The sequence below is a fragment of the Pseudoalteromonas sp. BDTF-M6 genome (genome assembly GCF_018334135.1).
In the GTDB taxonomy this organism is placed as follows: domain Bacteria; phylum Pseudomonadota; class Gammaproteobacteria; order Enterobacterales; family Alteromonadaceae; genus Pseudoalteromonas.
Map to the genome: position 1 here is coordinate 480,024 of NZ_JAGXTQ010000002.1, position 24,468 is coordinate 504,491.

At 51.4% G+C, this 24,468-nt stretch carries 24 protein-coding genes; 17 read left to right on the top strand and 7 right to left on the bottom strand.

Annotated elements, in window-relative coordinates:
- Window positions 1–9: 9 nt before the first annotated feature.
- From thiS to KD147_RS06605, 4 genes are read left to right on the top strand one after another with little or no spacing between them, the layout of a single operon-like run.
- Window positions 10–207, top strand: coding sequence for a sulfur carrier protein ThiS (gene thiS / locus KD147_RS06590; RefSeq protein ID WP_105187882.1), 198 nt, complete (start codon window positions 10–12; stop codon window positions 205–207).
- Window positions 208–999: a thiazole synthase gene (locus KD147_RS06595; protein ID WP_212547279.1), complete on the top strand. Its 792-nt coding sequence runs from the start codon at window positions 208–210 to the stop codon at window positions 997–999.
- 7 nt (window positions 1,000–1,006) lie between these two features.
- Entirely contained in the window at window positions 1,007–2,551 is a 1,545-nt protein-coding gene (gene thiE / locus KD147_RS06600) for a thiamine phosphate synthase (RefSeq protein WP_105187880.1), read from the top strand.
- On the top strand, window positions 2,541–3,296 hold the full coding sequence (locus KD147_RS06605; RefSeq protein ID WP_267894140.1) for a HesA/MoeB/ThiF family protein: 756 nt from the start codon (window positions 2,541–2,543) through the stop codon (window positions 3,294–3,296). The genes thiE and KD147_RS06605 overlap by 11 nt, the downstream gene beginning before the upstream one ends.
- 68 nt (window positions 3,297–3,364) lie before the next feature.
- On the opposite strand, the gene KD147_RS06610 is transcribed toward KD147_RS06605, so the two are convergent.
- Window positions 3,365–4,288 carry a manganese-dependent inorganic pyrophosphatase gene (locus KD147_RS06610; RefSeq protein ID WP_105187879.1) on the bottom strand — a complete coding sequence of 308 codons (924 nt, stop codon included), beginning with the start codon at window positions 4,286–4,288 and terminating at the stop codon, window positions 3,365–3,367.
- 128 nt (window positions 4,289–4,416) lie between these two features.
- Between KD147_RS06610 and KD147_RS06615 the strand changes: the two genes are divergently transcribed.
- Window positions 4,417–4,905, top strand: a complete 489-nt coding sequence (locus KD147_RS06615; RefSeq protein ID WP_249318978.1) for a hypothetical protein — start codon at window positions 4,417–4,419, stop codon at window positions 4,903–4,905.
- Between the two features lie 6 nt (window positions 4,906–4,911).
- Complete coding sequence (gene mutM / locus KD147_RS06620) at window positions 4,912–5,721, top strand: bifunctional DNA-formamidopyrimidine glycosylase/DNA-(apurinic or apyrimidinic site) lyase (RefSeq protein ID WP_105187878.1); 810 nt, start codon at window positions 4,912–4,914, stop codon at window positions 5,719–5,721.
- An 83-nt stretch (window positions 5,722–5,804) separates the two neighbouring features.
- Here the strand turns inward: mutM and KD147_RS06625 are convergent, their stop codons facing one another.
- The 4 genes from KD147_RS06625 to KD147_RS06640 all read right to left on the bottom strand — a co-directional run bounded on the left by KD147_RS06625 (window position 5,805) and on the right by KD147_RS06640 (window position 9,406).
- Entirely contained in the window at window positions 5,805–6,296 is a 492-nt protein-coding gene (locus KD147_RS06625; protein ID WP_105253751.1) for a DUF3299 domain-containing protein, read from the bottom strand.
- A gap of 7 nt (window positions 6,297–6,303) precedes the next feature.
- Window positions 6,304–7,572, bottom strand: coding sequence for an ABC transporter permease (locus KD147_RS06630; protein ID WP_212547280.1), 1,269 nt, complete (start codon window positions 7,570–7,572; stop codon window positions 6,304–6,306).
- The gene (locus KD147_RS06635) at window positions 7,559–8,257 is read right to left on the bottom strand and encodes an ABC transporter ATP-binding protein (protein ID WP_212547281.1); all 699 of its coding nucleotides are present in this window, start codon (window positions 8,255–8,257) and stop codon (window positions 7,559–7,561) included. Before KD147_RS06635 ends, KD147_RS06630 begins: the two co-directional genes overlap by 14 nt.
- A 72-nt stretch (window positions 8,258–8,329) precedes the next feature.
- Window positions 8,330–9,406, bottom strand: coding sequence for a CDP-glycerol glycerophosphotransferase family protein (locus tag KD147_RS06640; RefSeq protein ID WP_233998317.1), 1,077 nt, complete (start codon window positions 9,404–9,406; stop codon window positions 8,330–8,332).
- A 239-nt stretch (window positions 9,407–9,645) separates the two neighbouring features.
- Between KD147_RS06640 and KD147_RS06645 the strand changes: the two genes are divergently transcribed.
- The 4 genes from KD147_RS06645 (at window position 9,646) to KD147_RS06660 (ending at window position 13,295) form a co-directional block, all read left to right on the top strand.
- Window positions 9,646–10,746 (top strand): phosphoribosylaminoimidazolesuccinocarboxamide synthase, encoded by a 1,101-nt coding sequence (locus KD147_RS06645; protein WP_212547282.1) that lies wholly within the window; start codon window positions 9,646–9,648, stop codon window positions 10,744–10,746.
- A 202-nt stretch (window positions 10,747–10,948) separates the two neighbouring features.
- Window positions 10,949–12,028, top strand: a complete 1,080-nt coding sequence (locus KD147_RS06650) for a CDP-glycerol glycerophosphotransferase family protein (protein WP_212547283.1) — start codon at window positions 10,949–10,951, stop codon at window positions 12,026–12,028.
- A complete protein-coding gene (locus KD147_RS06655) occupies window positions 12,018–12,422 on the top strand; it encodes an FAD synthase family protein (protein ID WP_212547284.1) in 405 nt (134 codons plus the stop codon). Before KD147_RS06650 ends, KD147_RS06655 begins: the two co-directional genes overlap by 11 nt.
- Before the next feature lie 45 nt (window positions 12,423–12,467).
- Window positions 12,468–13,295, top strand: a complete 828-nt coding sequence (locus KD147_RS06660; protein WP_212547285.1) for a sulfurtransferase — start codon at window positions 12,468–12,470, stop codon at window positions 13,293–13,295.
- Window positions 13,296–13,355: 60 nt separating this feature from the next.
- On the opposite strand, the gene KD147_RS06665 is transcribed toward KD147_RS06660, so the two are convergent.
- Window positions 13,356–14,324, bottom strand: coding sequence for a class 1 fructose-bisphosphatase (locus tag KD147_RS06665; protein WP_105187871.1), 969 nt, complete (start codon window positions 14,322–14,324; stop codon window positions 13,356–13,358).
- A gap of 177 nt (window positions 14,325–14,501) precedes the next feature.
- Here KD147_RS06665 and KD147_RS06670 point away from each other — a divergent pair, with 177 nt between their 5' ends.
- The 7 genes from KD147_RS06670 (at window position 14,502) to panP (ending at window position 23,333) form a co-directional block, all read left to right on the top strand.
- Window positions 14,502–16,931, top strand: coding sequence for a zinc-dependent metalloprotease (locus KD147_RS06670; protein ID WP_249318980.1), 2,430 nt, complete (start codon window positions 14,502–14,504; stop codon window positions 16,929–16,931).
- A 192-nt stretch (window positions 16,932–17,123) separates the two neighbouring features.
- Complete coding sequence (gene mpl / locus KD147_RS06675) at window positions 17,124–18,479, top strand: UDP-N-acetylmuramate:L-alanyl-gamma-D-glutamyl-meso-diaminopimelate ligase (protein WP_212547287.1); 1,356 nt, start codon at window positions 17,124–17,126, stop codon at window positions 18,477–18,479.
- Window positions 18,476–19,099, top strand: coding sequence for a flavin prenyltransferase UbiX (locus tag KD147_RS06680; protein ID WP_212547288.1), 624 nt, complete (start codon window positions 18,476–18,478; stop codon window positions 19,097–19,099). Before mpl ends, KD147_RS06680 begins: the two co-directional genes overlap by 4 nt.
- Window positions 19,100–20,020, top strand: coding sequence for an ABC transporter ATP-binding protein (locus KD147_RS06685; protein WP_212547289.1), 921 nt, complete (start codon window positions 19,100–19,102; stop codon window positions 20,018–20,020).
- Between the two features lie 2 nt (window positions 20,021–20,022).
- A complete protein-coding gene (locus tag KD147_RS06690; protein ID WP_105187866.1) occupies window positions 20,023–20,790 on the top strand; it encodes an ABC transporter permease in 768 nt (255 codons plus the stop codon).
- A complete protein-coding gene (gene trmB, locus KD147_RS06695; protein ID WP_212547290.1) occupies window positions 20,790–21,455 on the top strand; it encodes a tRNA (guanine(46)-N(7))-methyltransferase TrmB in 666 nt (221 codons plus the stop codon). Before KD147_RS06690 ends, trmB begins: the two co-directional genes overlap by 1 nt.
- Before the next feature lie 249 nt (window positions 21,456–21,704).
- Window positions 21,705–23,333, top strand: coding sequence for a pyridoxal-dependent aspartate 1-decarboxylase PanP (gene panP / locus KD147_RS06700; protein WP_212547291.1), 1,629 nt, complete (start codon window positions 21,705–21,707; stop codon window positions 23,331–23,333).
- Between the two features lie 192 nt (window positions 23,334–23,525).
- Here the strand turns inward: panP and KD147_RS06705 are convergent, their stop codons facing one another.
- Complete coding sequence (locus KD147_RS06705; RefSeq protein WP_212547292.1) at window positions 23,526–24,467, bottom strand: alpha/beta fold hydrolase; 942 nt, start codon at window positions 24,465–24,467, stop codon at window positions 23,526–23,528.
- Between the last annotated feature and the right edge of the window lies 1 nt (window position 24,468).

A 24,468-nucleotide genomic window follows, 5' to 3' on the forward strand; every position in this document is an offset into this window, starting at 1 on the left:
TAATGAATTATGCAGATTTTTATTAATGACAGCGCCTTTGAGGTGCCGGAAAAGGCCAGCGCAGAGCAGGCCCTGGTTACCTTTGGTGCCAAGCCTCCCTTTGCCTTGGCCGTCAATGGCCAATTTGTGGCCCAGGGGCAATATCAGCACCTTGCGCTGCAAGACGGCGACCGGCTGGATATTCTGTCACCCATACAAGGGGGTTAGATGAGCGATAAACTGACTATTTACGGCCAGGAGTTTAGTAGCCGTTTACTCATAGGCTCGGCACTTTATCCGTCACCCAAGTGCATGCATGAGGCGATTCTTGCCAGTGACAGCGAAATAGTTACTGTGTCGCTTAGGAGGCAAAACTCTCGAGCTGGTGGTGATGATTTTTGGCAGCTTATTAAGGACACCGGCTTGACCGTGTTGCCCAACACCGCGGGCTGCCACAGCGTGCAAGAGGTCTTGACCCTGGCACAGATGTGTCGTGAGGTCTTCGCCACCGACTGGATTAAGCTCGAGCTTATTGGCGATGACTATAACCTGCAGCCGGATCCTGTGGCCTTGCTTGAGGCCGCCGAGCAATTGCTGGCCAAGGGCTTTAAGGTCTTACCCTATTGCACCGACGACCTGGTGATTTGCCAGCGCCTGGCCGCTTTGGGTTGTGAGGTGATCATGCCCTGGGCGGCACCCATAGGCACGGGCAAGGGCATTCTTAACCCTTATGCCTTGCAAAGCATTCGCGAGCGCCTGCCTCATGTCACCTTGATTGTCGATGCCGGGCTGGGTGTGCCGTCCCATGCCTGTCAGGCCATGGAGCTGGGCGCCGATGCGGTGTTGTTAAACTCAGCCATCGCCGGGGCCAATGATCCGGTCTTGATGGCTAAGGCCTTTGCCAATGCCACCTTGGCCGGCAGACAAAGCTATTTGGCCGGTCCCATGGCAGTAAAATCCACCGCCGTGCCTTCAACACCGACCCTGGGTATGCCAGTATGGCACCAGTTTAACGAGTGAGAGCAGTATGAGCGAAATAGTTTGGACAATTGCCGGTTCGGATAGCGGCGGCGGTGCCGGTATTCAAGCCGATTTACAGGCCATGCGCAGCTTTGGCGTACATGGCTGTAGCGTTGTCACGGCGCTGACGGCGCAAAACAGCGTTGCCGTTGAGGCACTGAACCCGGTGGATTTGGCGGTTATCGAGTCACAATTACAGGCCCTGGCCCATGACCTGCGCCCTCGGGCGATAAAAATAGGCATGCTTGCCAATGTCCAGCAAATTCAGTTGGTTGCCGAGCACTTACAGTATTACCGCGACAATTGGGAGACGCCGCCCCAGGTTGTCTACGACCCGGTGGCCATTGCCAGCAGCGGCGATAGTCTGATTGAGGAAGACGCGCAAAGCGAGATTGCCGACGCCATAAAAACGCATCTGTTACCGCTGGTGGATGTGATCACCCCCAATGTGCACGAAACGCAAATGCTTACCGGGGTGTACCTGATAGGGCCGGATGCCCTGCGTGATGCCGCCAAACGCCTGCAAGAGTGGGGCGTTAAAGCGGTGATTATTAAGGGCGGACACTGGGATTATCCGCAAGGTTACTGCGTTGATTTTTGCCGCCACGGCGAGCAGGAGTACTGGCTGGGAAATGAGAGCGTTGTCACGCCCCATACCCATGGCACCGGCTGTACTTTGTCCTCGGTGCTGGCATCCTGCCTGGCCAAGGGGTATCCCCTTAAAGATGCCTTTATCCTTGGTAAGGCCTATATCAATGCAGGGTTAAAAGCTGCTGGGCGTTATGGCGAGGGCGTTGGCCCGGTTGCTCATACCCAGTTCCCGGTGAATTTGGCCGACTTCCCCCAGGTGATCGAGCCGGGTAGTTGGTTGGGCGATGCCTTGGATTTCGATTGTGACAGTGATTTTAATTATGCCGCCGGCTTCGCTCCTTGCCCTGAGCGTCTTGGTCTGTATGCCGTGGTGGATTCCTTGGATTGGTTGGAACTGTGTTTGCAAAACGGCATTAAAACCGTGCAACTGCGTATCAAAGACGTTCACGCCAGCAATCTGGAGCAGGATATTCTCCGCGCCATTGAGTTAGGCAAAGTCCATCGGGCACAGGTCTTTATTAATGACCACTGGCGGTTGGCGCTTAAACATGGCGCCTATGGCGTGCACCTGGGCCAGGAAGACTTACACACCGCCAACCTAAAGGCTATTCAAGATGCCGGCATGCGGTTGGGCTTATCCACCCATGGCTTCTATGAAATGCTGCTGGCGCACAATTATCGTCCCAGCTATATGGCCTTTGGTGCCATCTACCCGACTACCACTAAGGATATGAGCGGGCAAATACAGGGCCTGGAAAAGCTGCGCCATTTTGTGCCCCTGATGCAGCCGCATTATCCCTGTGTGGCGATAGGTGGCATTGATCTGATGCGCATGGCCGAGGTGGTGGAAACCGGCGTTGGCAGCATTGCCGTGGTACGCGCCATTACCGAAGCGGCGGACCCGCAAGCGGCCATTGAAGAACTGCAGCAGGTTATGAGTGGAGCACCTGGTGAGTGTTGAAGAGTTAAGCGCTAAAGAGCAGATCCGCTACTCTCGCCAGCTGATGTTGGATGGTTTTGGCATGGATGCCCAGTTGCGGCTAAAAAACGCCACTCTGCTGGTAGTCGGCTGTGGCGGTTTGGGCAGCCCGGCGCTGATGTATCTGGCCAGCAGCGGTATTGGTCGCCTACGGCTGATGGATGATGATCTGGTAGAGCTCAGTAATCTGCAGCGTCAGGTCCTTTTTAAGGTCAATCATCTAGGTCAGCCCAAGGCCAAAGCGGCGGCCAAGGTACTGGCGAGCCTAAACAATGAGATTGCAGTAGAAGCGATCGTGACACGCGCCGATGCCAACAATTTGGATGAGCTGGTAAACGACAGCGATCTGGTGTTGGACTGCAGCGATAATTTTGCCACCCGCTACGCAGTTAATCGCAGCTGCTATGCTCAGAAGAAGCCATTGGTAAGTGCCGCGGCTTCTGGCTTTAATGCGCATCTGGCCTATTTTGACTTTCGCCGCGCGGCATCCCCTTGCTATGAATGTGTCTTTCCCGAGCGCGAAGATAACCCCAGTGATAATTGCGCGACTCAGGGGGTGATAGCGCCTTTACTTGGCATTATTGGGGCGCAGCAGGCCTTGCTGGCTATTCAGTGTATTCTTGGGACCGGTGAGACGGGAGTAGTGCACAGTTATAATGCTCATACCCTAGGGCAAAAACAGTTTAAACTGCCTAAAGACCCGGACTGTGACTGCTGTGGAAAATAAAAAAGCCAAGCGATGCTTGGCTTTTTTGCCGCCCAGAAAGGCGGTATTAGAGCAATCTAGGTCGGGCTTTAGCCTGCGAATGCTTCTTGCAGTGGCGGCACGACTTGCTTTTTACGACTCAATACGCCGTCTAGCCATACTTTTGAGTCGCTGATCTCGGCGCCATAGGCTTTGGCCACTAAGCCCTCATCATCGGAGGCGATCAGCATTTGTGAGCCTTCCTTCATGATGTCGGTTAGTAGCAATAATACGCTGTGACGATTGCCTTCTTCTTTCAGCTTGGCGATATCCGCTTCCAGATCGGCCTTGATATCGTCGAATACGGCCAGGTCGATCACTTCCAACTGACCGATACCAACCAGGTTACCATTCATATTGAAGTCTTTGAAATCACGCATAACCAGGTCGCGTGCCGGAGTGCCTTCAACGGCAGATTTTACCTTGAACATTTCCATGCCCAGCTCTTTGGCATCGTCGATACCAGCGATTTCTGCCAGGGCTTCAACGCATTTGATATCGGCCGTGGTACAGGTTGGCGACTTGAAAATCACCGTGTCGCTCAGGATGGCGCACATCATCAAACCGGCGATGCCTTTAGGGATTTCGACGTTGTAGAAGTCATACATCATTTTGATAATGGTGTTTGAACAACCAACCGGGCGGATCCAGCACTCAAGAGGAGTTGAAGTAGTCAGATCGCCAAGTTTATGGTGGTCTACCACACCAACGACGCGAGCCTGGTCGATATCATCAGGAGCCTGAGTTTTCTCGGTGTGGTCAACGATATACACATCTTCACCGGCATAGCTCATTTTTAGCTCTGGGGCTTCGAAGCCGAAACGGTCAAGGATAAACTGAGTTTCCGGTGATACTTCACCTAAACGGGTCGGGATCGCTTCTTCACCGATTTGGTTTTTAAGGTACGCCAGTGCAATTGCACCGCAGATAGAATCAGAATCAGGGATCTTGTGTCCCACTACATACATGGCCATTGTGACTCTCCAAAATACTTTGCCCCTATTGTAACAATAATTAACCGCACTGGGGTAGCGGCAAATGGGCTGATTGAAGGCGACTTTTTGGTTACACTGAGGGCCAAGATATTAACTAGGGACCTGCAATGGCGGTTATCAAGTTATCGCGCAAGGCATGGAATAATCTACTTATTTTTTCCATGTTGATAATGATCTTTGTATTCAATGGGTTGCATCATAAACTTGGCGGCAATAGCGAGCCCGAAGGGCCACAACCCCTGCTGCCCGAGCAAAGCTATATTCTCGCTTTGGAATACCCTGGCGTGCGTATTGAGCGCATCGGTAGCGGCTGGCGCATTCAGGGGATGCCCGAGGCTGACGCTGAAAATGCTAATGTCGCGGAGCTGGCAACGCGGATTCAGGCCTGGCAGAGTATGCAGGCCGAAATAGGAGCGCAAATTAACGCCGAGCCGTTATTAGTGGCAACCCTGAGTCTTGCCGGAGAGACTCAGCCCTGGGTTTTTGTGCTCTATAAGGATGCCCAGCAGTATCAGCTTTTTGATAAACATCAACAGCGTTGGCTTAGGCTTACACAGGCACAAGCGCAACGGTTATTTTTACATTTAAAAGGGTAAATTAGTATGCCTGAACTTCCAGAGGTCGAGGTAAGCCGTTTGGGCATAGCGCCTCATGTTGAAGGCCACACCATAACTAAAGTAAGTGTTCACCAAGGGCAGTTGCGCTGGCCGGTAAGTGAGCAAGTGTATGAACTGGGCGGCAAAATCATTGAATCCGTGACCCGTCGTGCCAAATATCTGTTGCTGCACACAGACGAAGGGGCGGTGATCCTGCATTTAGGCATGTCTGGCCATTTACGGGTGGTGCCCATAAACGAACCGCTTAAAAAGCATGACCATGTGGTGTTTGAGTTCGATAATGGCCTGAGTTTAAGGTTGAACGATTCCCGCCGCTTTGGTGCCTGTCTGTGGCAGGAGCTCGACAGCCTGCATTCGGTGTTTAGTAAACTTGGTCCCGAGCCGCTGACCGAAGACTTTGATGCCAACTGGTTGTTTACCAAGTCGCGTAATAAGAAGCAGCCTATTAAGCAGTTTCTGATGGATAATCATGTGGTGGTTGGGGTCGGTAATATTTACGCCAACGAGTCCCTGTTTAAGGCCGGAATTAACCCCAAGCGTGAAGCTGGGAAGGTGAGTTTAGCGCGCTATCAAAAATTGACGCCGATCATCAAGGAAACCTTGGCGGCAGCCATAGAGCAAGGCGGTACCACCTTAAAGGATTTTGCTCAAAGCGATGGCAAACCGGGTTATTTTGCTCAGCAATTGTTGGTTTATGGCCGTAAGGGCCAGCCTTGTGTCGAATGTCAAAGCGAATTGACGGAAATCCGTTTGGGCGGGCGCAGCACAGTGTATTGTAAGCGCTGCCAACGTTAATCGTCTTAGTTTTAGGTTAGCCAAGTCGATTTAAAACAAGGCCCGCGATTGCGGGCCTGTTGCAGTTGCGGTAGAGCTAGCCTTTACAGCTCAAAGGGTGCCACACCAATACCTTTAATTTTATAGCCGGTTTTGGCGATATCACCGCTCCAGCTTTCGGCACTCATGACTCCGGTCACGACGATGGCATCATACAGGCTCTCGATAGGCACGCCGTCGGCCATGGTGACGTGCACAATTTGATTCGGTGGCGGTGGCGGCACATGAATACAGGCACCGAAATAAGGCACCAGCAGAAACTCGGTGATCACCTCGCTGTCGCCTTCAAGGGGAACCACAAAGCCCGGCAAGCTTACTGTTTTACCATTGTATTTTTGCACCACGGGTGCGTCTAAATTTGGTTGCACCCAGTTTTGATCGGCGCCTTCGTGACTGGCGGCGGAATTACGGGTATCGACGGTCACATGCCCCTCGGGCAGTAAATCTTCCCAGAAAATTTCCACGGGTTCATTGGCGAAAGAAGCCACACTCACACAGGTGAATAGTACGGCTAGAAAACGATTAAATAGACTCATAATAATCCTAGGTCTTAACACTCATCCCATCATGCAGGGAGTAAAAATAGGCACGGACGGCGGGGATTAAGCCGACGATCCAGGCTGCCGCCATAATAACGGCGATCAGCATAAGTTCATAGCGTGAGATGCCTTGAAGACCGATATTGATACCGGCCTGAGCCTGTAATTGCGGCTGTGCCAGCGCCAGTAAAAGATAACACAGGGCGACCCCAAAGGTGGTGCCGAGCAGGCTGATCAACAAGGATTCCATACTCATCAAGGAGAATATATGCCAGGGTTTTGCCCCCACCGAGCGCAAAATGGCCAACTCACGGCGTCGCTGCGACAGATTGGCTAGCAAGGTGGTGAGCATGCCCAGCAGGCTGACGACTAGCACCACTACGGAAAACAACAGCAGCAGCTTTTCGACCATGGCCAACATGCCCCATAATTCCCGCAAGGTGACCCCAGGCATAATGGCCATCAGCGGCTCGGCCTGATAATTATTAATGTTTCGGCGGACCTGCAGGGTATAGAGGGGGCTGTCAAAACCCAGTAAAAAGGCGCTGATCTGTTTGGGCTCACCTATGAGGTCGTCAGCTTCCTGATGGTGCTGCTCGTGATCTGAGTGTTCATGGTGTTCTACTTGCACCGCCTCGGCACCGTGCAATTGGTCGATGGCAATCAAAGGCACATGCAGGGTTTTATCTACTGGGGTGCCGGTGGCGGCGAGAATGCCCACCACAACCAGTGGTTTGTCATCATGGTGATGAAAACTGGTTTTGCCCATGCCATGGGCGACGACAATTTTATCACCCAAGCCATAGCCCAAGCGTTTTGCCACTTCGGCGCCCAACACCACTTCATTGGCTTGGGCAAAGGGGCCGCCGGCACTAAAGCTGAGATGCTGTTTTTTGCCGAATTGAAAGTAGTGAAAATAATCACCGCTGGTGCCAAGGACTGCATAGCCCTTGTGGGTATCGCCCAAAGACAGTGGTAGCACCCATTTAATGCCTTTTTTGCTGCTGATATCCTGATAGCTTTGCCAGCTCACGCCATTATTCATATGGCCGATGCGAAATACCGAGGCCAGCAGCAATTGAATATCGCCGGTACGGGCGCCAACGATCAAGTCCGTGCCCGACACCGTGGCGGCAAAGCTTTCCTTGGCCTGCATGCGCACCCGCTCTATGGTGAGCAGCAGCATCACGCTAATGGCTATGGTTAGCAGGCTTAACAACACACTGGCGCGGCGATTGAGCAGGCTTTTGCTGGCTAATTTAAGCAAGATCATCGGCCCCTCCCTGTAATTCATCCAGATGCACCACCTTGGAAAACAGCGGCGCCAGGCTTTGTTCGTGGCTGACAAACACCACGGTGGCGCCGGTCTTATCCGTTTGCGCGAATAACAATTCGATAAAGGCCTGGCGATTGGCTTCATCCAGCGCCGAGGTCGGTTCATCGGCAATGATGATTTCCGGGTCGCCGATCACCGCACGCGCCGCGGCGACGCGCTGTTGTTGGCCAATACTGAGCGTGTTTACTGCTTTGTGGTGATGCTGTTCGTCGAGACCCAGTTGCACCAGCAGGTTTTTTGCCAAGTGTGTTAATGAATCACCGTGAGATAAAGCGCGCTGTTTGCGAAGCCGAGAGAACTCACATGCGATCGTCACGTTGTCAATGGGGTTTAGATAAGGCAACAAATTAAAGCTTTGAAAAATATAGCCAATATGATCGGCGCGAAACTGGTCTCGCTGGGAACTGCTGAGACGATTAAGTTGGGTATTATTCAAGGTAATTGCACCCTGTTGCGGCACTTGAATTCCCGCCAGTAAGGACAATAAGGTCGATTTACCCGAGCCACTTGGGCCGTGTAAAAAAAGATGTTCACCTTGTTTTACATGCAAAGCGTCAATCTTGAGGGTGGGATCGGCAGTTTTTCCTTGCCAAGAGAACCACAACTTATCGATTTCAATCATGTGTTTTACAGGTTTGCGCCACTCATAGGCGTGACTGTATCACACTGCCGTGGCGCGTTCAGTACGTTGCGATTAAAAGCGCCAATAGCCGAGTTTTTTACGCATTTTGAATTGGCGAATGAGGTTAAGCGGCTTGCGTTTGAGTTCTGTGCCATCCGTCTCAATGAGGTCATTGGTTGCTGCAAGCACACGCTGGCTAGAGTTGCCATCTTGATAGGGGTGGAGCTGCTGACAGAATGCTTCAACTTCTTTCATTAATGGCTCTGGGTGGGTAAGCGCGTGATCGATCGCAGATTCAACCTCACTGGCATCCGTGACATTGAGTAAGTGCGGACCGGGGGCTTGATTGTTAAAGGTCACCACAGGGCGGCGTAATAATAAAAACATCAGTAAAATAGATGAGGTATCGCAGAGCATCACATCGGCGGCCTGTAACAATGGAATGACATTGTCGGTTTCTATGAAGGTGAGGTCGTTATTTTGCAGGGCCTTATATTGGTCGACAATATCCGCTGCCATTTTCGGGTGAAATTGCACGAGAATACGGTATTTCCCACTGTCTCTGAGTTGCTTTATCGTATCCACAAGTATGGGGGCTAGGGATAAATTTCGTGAAAAGGTGGAGCAGATAAGTATGGTCTTGCGTGTATCATCCTCAACAACATAGGGGTTACTGTTAGTGGGTCTAAAAAGTGTATCCAGGGCTGGCCAGCCGGTTTGGACAACACGGAAATGTTTATGCTTCGCAGCAAGCTGTTGGAAAGGTAACGTGGTGCTCGGGCCTTGTGTGCAATAGGCATCAAAACAACCACGAATATTGAAGTGATCTAATTGTCCTCGACGATTTCGTTTGCCCGCATCAAAGCCGTGAAAAACGGCGATTTTTTTACCTGGAATAAAATTGGGAATGACATTACCGGGCACAAAACTGGCATGGGGTTGCCATGTGCGTACTTCATTGATGCTAAGTAAGCGTTGCTCGTCCTTATGCAGGTAGTCCGGATTAACTTCATCGCCCTCTAGGAACCATTTTACTTCACCCCCGTTATTCAGGATCTCTTGCTGCAATGGGCGCAAAATCGCATAGGAGTAATTTTGCGCGATATACATTAAATAACGTTTACCCTGAGTGCTGCTTGCTAAATCCACTTTGAGGCCCTTAAGCGATTAAGATGTTTTTTAGTTTACAACAAGATGAAGATTGATTGACAGGGGGTAAGCAGGGGTTTTAGGAAGGGGTGAAAAAAGATAGGACAAAAGTCCGCTATCGTCGGCGTTTTTCTTTATCTTCGTGCCCAGCTAGCTTATTATATCGCGCCTAAAGTCTTGGTTGCCGTGAGCGCCGCCAAGGCCAAGCATTAGCCTCTCAAGCCCTTGTTGGAGTAGCCATGAGCAATTATAAAGTCTTAGACATTAATGACGATTTACCTATTCGTACCAAAGGACCCGTGCACAGTGGCAAGGTTCGCTCGGTATATTGGTTAACCGAGCAAGACAGCGCGCGCTTAATTGCTGAGAAAGGTTATGCCGTGCCTAAAGGCACCGAGCTGGCGATCATGGTTATCTCCGACCGTATTTCTGCATTCGACTGCATCTGGCAGGGTGAAGAGAGCCTTAATGGCGTCCCTGGTAAGGGCATTGCACTTAACGCGGTAGCGGCGCACTGGTTTAAACAATTTGATGCGGCCGGCCTGGCGGGCAACCATATTGTTGATATTCCTCACCCTTATGTGTGGATCGTCCGTAAAGCGAAAACCGTCAAGGTTGAAGCCATTGCGCGTCAATATATTACCGGCAGCATGTGGCGCGACTACGCCAAGGGCATTCGTACCTTCTGTGGTATCGACCTACCGGAAGGTCTGGAAGCCAACCAGAAGCTGGATGAAGTGCTGATCACGCCGTCAACCAAGGGCATTATCGAAGGTCTTGACGATGTGCCGGCGGTGGATGATGTAAACATCACTCGTAAGAACATCACGGATAACCTCGATGCCTTTAACTTCAGCAGCGAAGCCGATGTTGCCAAGTATGAGCACCTGCTGACTCAAGGATTTGAGCTGATCAGTGCCGAGTTGGCTAAGTTGGATCAGATCTTCGTTGATACCAAGTTTGAGTTTGGTTATGTGGAAGATATGGACGGCAACGAACAGCTTATCTATATCGACGAGGTGGGCACACCTGACTCTTCGCGTATTTGGGATGGCCCGGCATACCGCGACGGCAAGATCATTGAAAACTCAAAAGAAGGTTTCCGTCAGTTGTTGATCAATAACGTGCCGGACAGCGATGTGTTGCTAAATAAAGATCGCATGGATGAGCGTGAAGCCCTGGCTAAAGCGTATAAGCTGCCGGTAGAGGTAATGATGCAGGTATCGCAAACCTATGTGGGGATTGCCAGTAAGATTATTGGTGCAGACATTCAAATACCAAGTGATCCGCGCGGTGAAATCATTGCCATTCTCGATAACGAATATCAGTTAATCGACTAATTTCCCTCCATTTTCAAAAATACCGCTCACCTTGGTGCAGCGGTATTTTTATATCCCCCCCTCAATAATGTCAGATGGGTCTGCGACCCAACACGCAAAAAAGCACTAGCACTTATTTCCTGTATTTCAGCGCCTGGCTAGAAATTTTATTGTCATTTCTAGTATGATGCTCTGCTGTTGTTAACACTGTGTGATGTATTTGATGAAAGTCTTCTTTGATGTTTTACACCTGTACTATCTGCCACAATATTTGCCTGTCTATAAGCACTTGGTAGATAAAGGGGCGGCGGTGTGCTTTGTGTTTTATGCCGATCAGGATAAAGCACTGGTTAAGGCATCACAAAAGGCGATCGACACCGAACAATTGCCGGTGCATTGGCTCAATAGTGAGAAAGATGCCCTCGATTTTTATCGCCAATGTGACGGCGATTGGATCATCTTTGGTAAGGCCTTTGCTCAAATGCAACTGCTTAACCAAAGCAAAAAAACGGCGTTAATGCAGCATGGCATAGGCCCTAAAGCCTGTTATTACGATGCCTCACATAATGCCGCTAGCGTGCGTTTCGTTGAAGGTGAACATCGTTTGCAGCGCCTTGAAAGCCTGTACCCGGATGATCGCTTCGTTGATACCGGATACGCTAAGCTCGACCCGCTATTGCACAGCGGGGCTTTGGCATCGCAACCCAGTCTGGAAGGCTTGGGTTTGGACTCCACTAAGCCAACCTTGCTTTATGCGCCCACATTTTATCCTAGCTCCATAGAAATGATGGATAAAAACTGGGTGGATGAATACGCCCACTGCAACATCATTATTAAGCCGCATTTCTTCTCACTCACGAAAAAGAAATACAAAAAGCAGCAACAACTGCTTTCTCGTTGGGCACAGCGGGAAAATGTTTATGTGGCGGGCGTCACCGATTATAACTTAGTGCCCTTTATGGCCTTGGCCGATGTGCTGATATCGGATGCATCTTCGGCGATTTTCGAATTTTTTGCCCTGGAAAAGCCCGTTATCTGGTGCAATTTTTATAAATTACGGTGGTCGTATCGAGGTCCCTTTGCCTATCGATTTAAGGCAAGGTTAGACTCGGATATCGACTATTTCAATGCCTTAACTTTCAAAGTCGATAAAGTGAAACAATTGCCAGGAGCGATTGAGCAAGCTTTATCGCAACCGCAGGCAAAACATAATCAAGACAACATAAAAACAATAACAAAGCTCGCAGGGAAGCTGGATGGGCTAAGTTCTCAGCGAATAGTAAGCTTCTTATATGACAATTAAAGTAATTACGTTTGGCACATTTGATGTGTTTCATGTCGGCCATGTAAACCTGTTACAACGCGCCGCAAAACTGGGTGATGAGTTGATCGTCGGTGTGTCCTCTGATGCCTTAAATGTAGAGAAAAAAGGGCGAGCGCCCGTTTATTCGCAACAAGACCGTTTGCGTATCATTGCCGCTATGTCGGATGTTAACCGGGTGTTTGTGGAAGACTGCCTAACGCTTAAGCGCCGATATATCAAAGAGCATGGCGCCGATATCCTGGTTATGGGTGATGATTGGCGCGGTAAGTTCGATGAATTTAGCGACATTTGTGAAGTGATTTACTTACCACGTACTCCAAGTATCTCTACCACAGAAATAATCGAAGTGGTGCGACAGCCGCAGTTCTGCTAACGTCCATTGTATCGTGGCAATGAATAGTCAGTGACAAGGTGACGTATGAGCCAGCAAATCAGCGCGGCACAGCTTAATGCGCAGCTGCATGACCCTAAGCTAAAAATTTTTGATGCCGGCATGGTCCTGCCGGGTAAGTCAGGCGAATATGCGCCGGCGGCGGTCATTAAAGGGGCGTTGCGTTTTGATATTAAAACCGCCTTGGCCGATAGCGCCAGCCCCTGGCCTCATACACTGTGCTGCGCCGAACAATTCGAGCAACAGATGCAAGCCGCCGGGGTAAATCAGGACTCGGAAGTGGTGGTGTATGACGACCAGGGCTTATTTAGCGCCGCCCGAGCCTGGTGGATGTTCAAGGCCTTTGGATTCGATAAGGTTAAGGTGCTGCGTGGCGGTTTGCCGGCGTGGCGTATGGCCGAGTTGCCGGTGCAGCAAGGTTGGCAGCGCGCCGAAGCTGTTGGCAATTTCAAGGCTTCGCCGCGGCGTGATTTCTTTATTACTACCGAGCAGGTACTGGCGGCGATTGACGATGCCTCCACCTTATTGCTTGATGCCCGCCCGGCTAAGCGGTTCACTGGCGAGATGGCCGAGCCCCGTGAAGGCATGCGTGCCGGCCATATCCCTAACGCCAAGAGCCTGCCCTATGCCGAGTTAATTGTCGATGGTGAGCTGCTGTCACAGGAGCGGTTACAGCAAGCATTGGCGCACGTGCTTGATCAAGACACTCAGCGCTTGCAGTTTAGTTGTGGCTCGGGCATTACCGCCTGTATTTTGGCTTTGGCGGCTTATGAGTGCGGCTTTAGGGATTTGCAGGTTTATGATGGCTCTTGGAGCGAGTGGGGGGCTCGGCATGAATTACCGCTGGAGAAATAGGGAACTCACTCGAAATCGGGTTAAATAAAAAAGGGCAGTGGTGACTGCCCTTTTTTCATTTTATTTGTGGTAGCTTAAGCAGGCTTCCACTTCTTCTTTTGAGCCCAAAATCACCGCCACGCGCTGGTGAATTTGCTCTGGCTCGATATCCATGATGCGCTCATAGCCAGTTGAAGCCAGACCACCGGCTTGCTCTATCAGCATGGCCATAGGGTTGGCTTCATAAAGCAGGCGTAATTTATACGGCTTTTCTGGGTTTTTGGTGTCTTCCGGGTAGGTAAATAAACCGCCGCGGCTAAGCACACGGTGAACATCGCCAACCATGGCGGCAATCCAGCGCATATTGAAGTTGCGACCGCGCGGTCCGGTTTCACCGGCCAATAAGTCGGCAATATAGTTTTGCATCGCCGGCTGCCAGTGGCGCTGGTTCGATGTATTAATGGCGAATTCCTTGGTTTGCTCGGGCACCTTGGCAAAGTCCTGAGTCAACAGGAAGGTACCTTGGGTTTTATCCAAGGTGAAAATACGTGTGCCTTGGCCCGTGGTAAGCGCCAGCATGGTCGATGGGCCGTAGAGCACATAACCTGCGGCTACCTGCTGGTCACCTTTTTGCAAAAAGATATTAGGATCAGCCGGATCTGCATCCTTTGGAGCGCGCATAACAGAGAAAATGGTGCCAACCAATGAATTGATATCAATGTTGGATGAGCCATCAAGAGGGTCAAATGCGACTATGTATTCCGCGTCTGGGTTACCCGCAACCGTGCCCGGCTCTTCTTCCGAGGCGATGGCCTTAACATAACCGGACTCTAAAAGGATGTCTTTCAACAGCTGGTTGGAAAGTACATCCAGTTTCTTTTGCGTTTCGCCCTGGATGTTTTCATCCAATGTTGAACCTAGCACGCCAGATAGGGCGCCTTGGCCAACACGGAAAGAGATTTCTTTACAGGCCGCTAAAATAGTACGGATAAGTGAAATAAGGTCATGTGAGCAACCATCTTCAAGCAAGACTGGGGGGAGTCGTCGCATCTTAATTGTTCCTAAGTTTTATGGGGTCTATACGACATTTTAAAGTGAGAGAGTGTCGTCTAGATTACGCTGTCTATTTATCGCTTTGTGGTTGTAGACTCTAAGCATAAAGATATACTCAAGGCTTATAAATTCCACAGCCAACCTACGATACCAATAACAACAAAAGTGAGAATTATGCCAAGTACGCAGATAATACGAATAGCACTGTTTCTTTTGTTCATGCCTATGATAACCCAAGCGCAGGCAGCAATTAAGTCTATCAGCCAATTTACTCAAAATATGAGCAAATATCCTGGCTATTTCACCTTTTATTACGCCAATGACGAGGGCAAACTTTATCTCGAGGTAGATAAGCTGAAGGCGCCGTTCCTGTTACAGCAAAGCTTACCCTATGGTCTGGGCTCCAACGATATCGGGTTAGACAGAGGCCAATTAGGCAACACCTATTTGGCACAGTTCGAGCGCATGGGCAACAAGGTGATGCTGCGTGGCTTGAACACCTATTACCGTGCCTCAAGCAGTAATAGTGCAGAGCAGCAAAGCGTTAATGAAGCCTTTGCCTCCAGTATTCTATATGGCTTTGAAGTGCAGGCCAGCACGGATACCCGAGTGCTGGTGGATTACACCCCTTACTTGTTGAGCGATGTACATGGCGTAAGCCGTACCCTTGCGGCGCGCAAACAGGGCAACTTTAGTGTCGACACCAGCCGCAGTGCGGTGTTTATGCCGCGCAGTAAGTCATTTGTGAAAAATACCGAACTGGAAGCGGTGCTCACCTTTACCGGTACCAAGCCCGGCGAGTATGTGAAACAGGTTAGCGCCGACCCTTACGCCATTAGCGTAAATATGCACCACTCCTTAATTGCCTTACCGGATGATAAATATCAGCCGCGGGTATTCCATCCGCAGTCCGGTTATTGGAGCGTAGAACACAAGGACTATTCGGCGCCTTTGGGCGAGAGCATGTTGGTGCGTTATATTCCCCGCCATCGTCTGGCCAAAAAGCACCCCAACCAGGCCGTGAGCGAGCCGGTTAAACCCATTATTTACTACCTGGACCCGGGCGTGCCGGAGCCGGTGCGCACTGCTTTGCTCGATGGTGCCAAATGGTGGAATAGCGCGTTTGAAAAAGCCGGTTATAAAAACGCCTTTCAGGTAAAAATGCTCCCCGAGCATGCCGACCCCATGGACGTGCGCTTTAACGTCATTCAATGGGTGCATCGCGCTACCCGCGGCTGGTCATACGGCGGTTCGGTGATAGACCCGCGCACCGGCGAGATCATCAAGGGCCATGTGACCTTGGGTTCGCTGCGTGTACGCCAGGATATCCTGATTGCCGAAGCCCTGGCGGCCCCGTATCAAAAGGGGGATGAAGTCACCGCCGAGTTGCAGGCCATGGCTCTGGATCGAATTCGCCAGCTCAGCGCCCATGAAATTGGCCATACCCTGGGTATCGCTCATAACTTTGCCGCCTCGCCTCAAGCGCGGGCCTCGGTGATGGATTACCCTCACCCGTTAGTCAGCCTGGACGAGCAGGGAGTGCTGGATACATCCAAAGGCTATGCCAAGGGGATGGGCGTATGGGATGAGCAGGTGATCAAATATGGTTATGGCGACTTCAGCCGACAAAACGAGGTACAAGCCCTGGCCAAGATCCTTGCCGAAAATAAAGAGCTAGGTCTCGAGTTTATCTCCGACAGAGACGCCCGAGCCCAGGGCGGTGCCCACCCAACGGGCCATTTGTGGGACAACGGCGATAACCCCAGTACCGAGTTAGCTCGGGTAATGGCGGTGCGAGCAAAAGCCTTAGCCCGTTTTGGTATTGAAAATATCAAATCCGGCACCTCATTATCTCAGCTTGAAGAAGTGTTGGTGCCCCTGTATTTATTCCACCGTTACCAGGTGGAAGCCGTGGTCAAGCTGATCGCCGGTGTGGATTACAGCTACGAGGTACGTGGTCAAGGTCAAGTACAGGGTGCGCAAGTGGTCGATGCCGAGGTGCAGCGCCGTGCTTTGGATTCGCTTTTGCTCACTTTAGACGCCAAAGAGCTGGTGATCCCTGAGTCTATTTTGGCGCTGATCCCGCCTAAAGCCTATGGCGAATACAGCACCCGTGAAAGCATTGTCGGTCGCACTGGCATTACCTTAGATGCCATGGCTCTGCCCGAGGTAGCGGCAAATCACAGCCTCAGCTTGTTATTGCACCCGGAGCGCGTTAATCGCTTGGCGCAACAGGGCGCCCGCTCCGAGCAGGCCTATAACCTTGATGCATTACTCGATACCCTGGTAAAGAGCGTATTCGATAACAACCATGGCAATGCCATGGAGGCAAAAGTGCAACACCGTATTCAATGGTTGACGGCGCAGCACTTCGCAACCCTGGTTGCCAGCGACAAGGTGGCGCCGGAGGTGCAGGCTCAGTTTAAATTTTACCTGCAGCGTGTGGCGGAGGATTACAGACAAAACAAGCTGCTAGGAAGCGTCAGCTCTGGGGAAAGCGCCTTTAAACAACATTTGGCCGATGCCATAAATCATTTCCTAGAAAACGGTCAGTGGCAACAAAGCTTTAAGCCATTGCCTTTACCGCCGGGCTCGCCTATTTAGGGAGACCCTAGGTAGATTGGTCAGGCTAAATTTGGCATCATATAAGGCCGCGCAATACTCGCCTATTGCGCGGCCTTATTATTTAACCCGAGCGCGGGTTAAGAAATTAGCTACCACGACACATATAATTCGCTCAAGACTGATATGTCTAGCCAGATAGCAGCCCAGGTTCGGGCTATTTAGGAAGTCATTATGCACATACATATTCTCGGCATTTGCGGCACCTTTATGGGTGGCATTGCGGCGATTGCCAAGGCATTGGGCCACCATGTCACCGGCTCGGATCAAAACGTGTATCCGCCGATGAGCACGCAGCTGGAAGAGTTGGGCATTGAGCTGGTGCAGGGATACGACCCGGCGCAGTTAGAGCCGGCTCCCGACGTGGTGGTGATTGGTAATGCCATGAGCCGCGGCAACCCCTGTGTTGAGTATGTGCTGGAAAAAGGCCTGCGCTATACCTCGGGACCTGAATGGCTAAAAGAGCATATCTTGCGTGATAGTTGGGTATTAGCGGTGGCAGGGACCCATGGTAAAACCACCACCGCCAGCATGCTGGCCTGGGTGTTGGAATACGCCGGCCTTAAACCGGGCTTCTTAATTGGCGGTGTCGTACAGAATTTTGGGATCTCGGCAAGAGTGGGTGAAACCCCGTTTTTTGTTATCGAAGCCGATGAATACGACACGGCGTTTTTCGACAAGCGCAGCAAGTTTGTCCATTACCTGCCAAGAACGCTGATCCTAAATAACCTGGAATTTGATCATGCGGATATTTTTGCCGATTTAGGAGCCATACAGACTCAGTTCCACCATTTACTGCGTACCCTGCCGGGCACAGGCAAGGCGATTTACCCCAGCAATGATCAGGCTCTGGTCGAGGTGATCAATAAGGGCTTTTGGAGTGAACAAGAAGTCTTAGGCGCCGCGCAATGGGATTATCAGCTACTTAAGGCCGATGGCAGTGAATTCACCGTATTGCTTGCCGGTGAGCCACAAGGCGTGGTGCGTTGGCAGGCCATTGGCGAGCATAATGTTAAGAACGCCCTGATGACCATAGCCGCCGCTCGCCATGTGGGTATTCCGGTGGCAACCAGCATCGCTGCGCTGGCGGAGTTTATCTCGCCAAAGCGCCGTATGGAGCACAAGGGTGAGGTGGCGGGTGTCAACGTCTATGACGACTTTGCCCATCACCCCACGGCCATTGCCACCACCTTGGCGGGTTTGCGTGCCAAGGTGGGTGATGAGTCAATTATTGCGGTGCTTGAGCCGCGTTCGAACACCATGAAGATGGGCGTGCATCAGGATACCTTACTGGACTCCCTGGCCGAGGCCGATCAGGTGTTTTTATTCGAGCCTCCCGAGCTGGGCTGGTCATTGCAAGCGCGTGCCGAGCAGGCTGGTGCCCGTTGTTTGGCAGATATGGACGCCCTGGTGGGCGAGATAGTGGCTGCCGCCGCCAAGGGGAGTCATATACTGATTATGAGTAACGGTGGCTTTGGCGACATTCATCAGAAGCTACTCGATGCCTTGGCACAAAAGGAAACATCATGAGTACATTCAAAGAACCTATCACTCTTGCCTTTAGCGGCGCCTCCGGCGCCCCATACGGTCTGCGATTATTGCAGGTGTTGATTGAGCAGGGCCACCAGGTGTTTGTGTTGATCTCCAGCGCTGCCCGGGTGGTGTTTGACACCGAATCCGGCATTAAGCTGTCGGGTAATGAAGAGAAAGCCACGCAGCAGCTGAGCGAGCTGATTCATGCCCAAGACGGTCAACTTAAAGTATTCGGTAAGGACAACTGGTTCAGCCCGGTGGCGTCGGGCTCCGCCGCGCCGAAAAAAATGGTGGTCTGCCCGTGCAGTGCCGGCACCGTCTCGGCCATCGCTACTGGCGCCTCGGATAACCTGATGGAGCGCGCCGCTGATGTGGTGATTAAAGAACGCGGACAGCTGATTTTAGTACCCAGAGAAACCCCTTTTAGCGAAATTCACCTGGAAAACATGCTTAAACTGGCGCGCATGGGCGTCACCATTATGCCGGCGGCTCCGGGCTTTTATCATCAACCCGAGTCGATAGCCGATCTGGTCGACTTTATGGTAGCCCGTATTCTCGATCATCTGGGCATAGCGCAAACACTTACCTCGCGTTGGGGTTATGGAGAGCAAAAATAAATGACCATTGCATTGAATATTCAAGGGTTAAAAAAGACCTATAAAAACGGCGTTGAAGCCGTCAAAGGCATTGATTTACAAGTTCAGCAGGGCGACTTCTTTGCCCTGCTAGGCCCCAATGGGGCGGGCAAGTCCACCACCATAGGGGTGATCTCATCCCTGGTGAATAAAACGGCGGGCAAGGTGGAGGTCTTCGGTCATGATATCGATACCGACCTGGAAGCGGCTAAGTCGGAACTGGGCTTGGTCCCGCAGGAGTTTAATTTTAGCCAGTTTGAAACCCTGCAACAGATTTTAGTCAACCAGGCGGGCTATTATGGCGTGCCTCGTGCCGAAGCCCATAAACGCGCCGATAAGTACCTGGCACAGCTTGGTCTGTTAGACAAAAAAGACAAGGCCGCGCGCACCCTTTCCGGGGGGATGAAGCGTCGCCTGATGATCGCCCGTGCCCTGATGCACGAGCCCAAGTTGTTGATCCTCGACGAGCCAACCGCCGGTGTCGATATCGAATTGCGCCGCTCCATGTGGGATTTCTTACGTGAAATCAACAAACAAGGCGTGACTATTATCCTGACCACGCACTACCTTGAAGAAGCCGAATTGTTGTGTAAGAACATCGCCATTATCGATCATGGCATCATAGTAGAGCACACCACCATCAAAGCCTTGCTGGCCAAGTTGGATAAAGAAACCTTTGTGCTCGATTTAAAACAGCCGGTGCAACCGGTGAGCCTGGACGGCTATCAGTTTGCCCTGACCGATGAGCATACCCTGGAAGTTGAAGTCGCTAAGTCACAGGGCCTCAATGGCGTATTTAGCGCCTTGAGTGAGCAGGGCAATACGGTGCTAAGCATGCGCAACAAGGCCAACCGTTTAGAAGAGTTGTTCGTTGGCTTGTTAAATCAAGGGCGAGGGGAGTAATCATGTTAAAATATGGCGTCGCGCTAAAAAGTATCTGGATCAAAGAGTGTATTCGCTTTTTGCGTATTTGGGTGCAAACCCTGGTCCCCCCAGCAATCACCATGACCTTGTATTTCGTTATTTTTGGCAGCCTGATCGGCTCGCGCATCGGCGAAATGGGCGGCTTTAGTTATATGGAGTTTATCGTTCCGGGTCTTATTATGATGTCGGTGATCACCAACTCTTATTCGAATGTGGCTTCAAGCTTCTATTCCACCAAGTTCCAAAAGAGCATTGAAGAGCTGCTGGTGGCACCGGTGCCCAATTACATCATAGTGCTGGGTTACATGGGCGGTGGCATGGCACGCGGTATGCTGGTGGGCTTAATTGTGACCCTGGTATCGCTGTTTTTTGTGGATATCCAAATTCATAACATCTTCGTAATTGTGGCGACTGTGATCCTCACCTCGGCGGTGTTTGCCCTTGGTGGTTTGATCAACGCCGTGTATGCCAACAGCTTTGACGATATCAGCATTATTCCGACCTTTGTGCTGACGCCGCTGACCTATTTAGGCGGGGTGTTTTACTCCATCAGCCTATTGCCTGAATTCTGGCAAGGGGTGTCACAGATCAATCCCATTATCTATATGGTTAACGCCTTCCGCTTCGGCTTTTTAGGGGTGTCGGATGTGAACATCTGGTTCGCCTTTAGTGTGCTTCTGGTTTTTATCACTGTGTTGTTTACCGTGGCATTAACGCTAATTCGCAAGGGCGTGGGGCTGCGTCACTGATGAGCGAAGCAAATTCAAGAGCCATAGTCTCTAACCAGCCGAGTCTGCATGAAAAGCTTGATGAAGTGGTTAACAAGCACCTCAAGGCAGAGTTTAAAAAACCTATTGCCGCGCATACGCAAGCGGCCTTTGATGAGGTCAATGCCAAGGTGCAGGCCTTTAACGGGCCCATCATTCTCGACTCCTGTTGTGGCGTCGGAGAAAGCACCGCCAATTTGGCTAAGCTGCACCCACAAGCCCTGGTGATAGGCATCGACAAGTCGGCGCATCGTTTGGATAAGCATGATGTGCAATATCGCCAGGACGAAAATGGTCAATACATGCTGGTGCAAGCGGATCTGAACGACTTTTGGCGTTTGGCCGTAAAGGCCAAGTGGCAGCCAACGCACCATTATTTGCTGTATCCAAACCCCTGGCCCAAGGCCAAGCACTTGCAACGGCGCTGGCATGGCGCCGCGGTATTTCCAAGCATAGTGCAGTTAGGTGGTCAGCTTGAAGTGCGCAGCAACTGGGATATTTACGTGCGCGAGTTTGCCCGAGCCCTGCAGTTGGCCGGTCACCCTACTCAGGTCAGTGAATACGCCAGTGATACCGCCATTACCCCGTTCGAGCGCAAGTATTGGGCCAGTGGTCAACAAAGCTATCGCCTGGTGGTGCAACTTTAGTTACAAAGGGCGTTTTAGGCTCAGCCTGGCTTAGTCAAGACTTGGTTTAAGGCGCCCATATCATTGCCATTTATAGTGAAAATGTCGCAAAAAGTTCATGCAACTTTCTTAAAATTGCCTAAAGCCGCAAGACTTTCTAAGGTGATTGCTATAAAGTGAGCGCAAGTAAATCGACTGCTTGAAGCGATCCGTCATCGCGTTATACCAGTTTCGTGAATTGGTATCCAAGCCAACCCAGTTAGGTATGTCATGAGTGATAAGCGTTTTGCCGTAGCATCAGAGCACAGCTTGATGCGCGTCTTTACGGTGCCAGAGGCCCCGGACTCAACGCTCAGCAAAATAGAAGCCGAAATATCCAGTAATCTGGCGGGCTTCCTGAATGAGAATATTGCCGCGGTGGAAAAACCGTTGCATGAGATCGAGCGCGATTTTGAATCGGCGCAAATCCCCGAAGAGCCTATGTTTGTCAGCGCTCATGCCCAGGATATCATGGAGAAGCTGGTCGCGCATTCGGTGCACACCGCCGCCCCTAGTTTTATCGGTCATATGACCTCGGCCCTGCCGCACTTTGTGTTGCCACTGTCGAAGCTCATGGTGGGCTTAAACCAGAACCTGGTAAAAATTGAGACCTCAAAAGCGTTTACGCCTTTGGAGCGCCAGGTTATCGGTATGCTGCATCATATGGCTTATGACCGCAAGCAAGCGTTCTACGATAAGTGGATGCATAGCGCGAAAACCTCGCTGGGAGCCTTCTGCTCCGGCGGTACGGTCGCCAATATCACAGCGCTGTGGATTGCCCGAAACCGCTTGCTCAAACCCGAGGGTGACTTTAAAGGCATAGGTGCACAAGGCCTGGTGGCGGCCATGTTCCACTATGGTTATAAAGGCCTGGCGGTGTTGGTATCCGAGCGAGGCCACTATTCACTGGGTAAGTCGGCGGACTTGCTTGGCATTGGTCGCGATAACTTCATTTCCATTCCTACCGACAAAGACAACAAGGTGGATGTTGAGGCCATGCGCAAAGAAGCGCAGGCGCTGCAAGCACAGGGTATTAAGGTGATGGCCATAGTGGGTGTAGCGGGAACGACGGAAACCGGTAATATCGACCCGCTCAACGAGATGGCCGATTTGGCCGCGGAAATTGACTGTCACTTCCATGTCGATGCAGCCTGGGGCGGGGCGACTTTATTGTCGCAAAATGCCCGTCACCTGTTGACTGGCATTGAGCGTGCCGACTCCATCACCATAGATGCACATAAGCAAATGTATGTGCCCATGGGGGCAGGTATCGTGCTGTTTAAAGACCCCAGCGCCACCGATGCCATCGAGCACCATGCCGAGTATATTCTGCGTAAGGGCTCGAAAGACTTAGGCAGCCACACCCTGGAGGGCAGTCGTCCGGGGATGGCGATGCTGGTGCATGCCTGTTTACGCATTATTGGCCGCAAGGGCTATGAAATGCTGATCGATAAGAGTTTGGATAAGGCCCGTTACTTTGCCGATTTGATCAAGGCGGAGCCGGACTTTGAACTGATCTCCGAGCCCGAGCTGTGTTTGTTGACCTATCGCTACGTACCAGAGGCCATTAGGGAGCGATTAAAAACCGCCGATGAGCAAACCAAGTTGGACATATACGCCGCCCTTAACCGTTTTACCGCCAGTATGCAGAAGCGTCAGCGTGAGGCCGGTCGCTCGTTTGTCTCGCGGACACGCTTAACGCCTCCCGAATACGGTTATCAGCCTACCGTGGTATTTCGCGTGGTGTTGGCCAACCCATTGACCTCGAAAGAGATACTTCAAGATATCTTGGCGGAGCAGCGGGAATTGGCGTTGTCCGACCCCATGTATAAGAAATACCTGGCGAAATACTTAACCTGAGGTTTGGGTAAGGGATGAGCTAACTTATTGTTTTTTAAAGTTCACTATAAATACCCCCTTGTCTAGCCAGAGAGTTTTAGGGATAACCAGGCGAATTTACGCACTAATAGCTGGCTATTGGTAGTGAATTCAACGCCGTTAGCGTCAAAACTGGCTGCTAGAAAGGCATTAGCTATCCGAAGCTCAGGTTACTTATAATTGCTCGCAGAAGTTGAGCAAATCGCGCAGCAGGGCTTTTCGTATGGAGTCCTGCTCGCATAAAAGTTCATGCCGAGCGCCAGAGTAGGTTTTTAATGCGGCCTGCTGCTGGGCATGGACAAAGTCCTGATAGGGCGAGGTATCGACCACGCTATCCTCCTGCGCCGCGGCAATAAACAAGGGCACCGGGCACTGACTCTGCCTGAGTTGAGCGATTGCCTTAAAGGCCGCATCCAGCCACTTATAGGTCACACCACCGAGCTGTAACTCCGGGCTTTGCTGATACAGGGCACGAAAACGCCGGTAACGCTCCTCGCTGTGAGTTAATTCATTTTCGTTAAATGGCACCGCCGCATAAGGGCCGTGCCCGGGCACATAGCCCTCGCCCTTAGTAAAGGTGCAGACCGAGCTGGCCCACAACTTGGCAAGCCAGGGGGCTGTTGAACCCGTGTTTATTTGCAACATGGGCGCACTTAAAAAGAGCCCGGCAAACTGCTCTGGGTGAGTGCAAACATAGTCCAGGGCAATGGCGCCGCCCATGGAGTGACCGAGCAGGATTTTTTTGCCCTGCCACTGAGGGTTCACTACCTCGGTGATAAACTGGTGCAGATCTGATTTATAGTCATCAAAGTGGCCGACATAGCCCTTGTGCACATCGGCGAGATGGCGGTAAGAGCGCCCCTGACCCTGATGGTCGACAATAAACACGGCGATATTGTTACGCGCCAACTCCCACAGCAACTCCTGATATTTTTGTGCCGCCTCGATGCGTCCCGAGCTGATCACTATGGCGTAATCGGCGCGATAGGGCAGATGATAGGCATAAAACAACTTGCCGTGCTTGGTTTCCAAAAAGCCTGAGCTCATCTCCTTGTGCCAAAAATGGGCGATGGCGTCATCGTTTTTATGGAGCAGGGCTTCGCTGGAATAAAACATT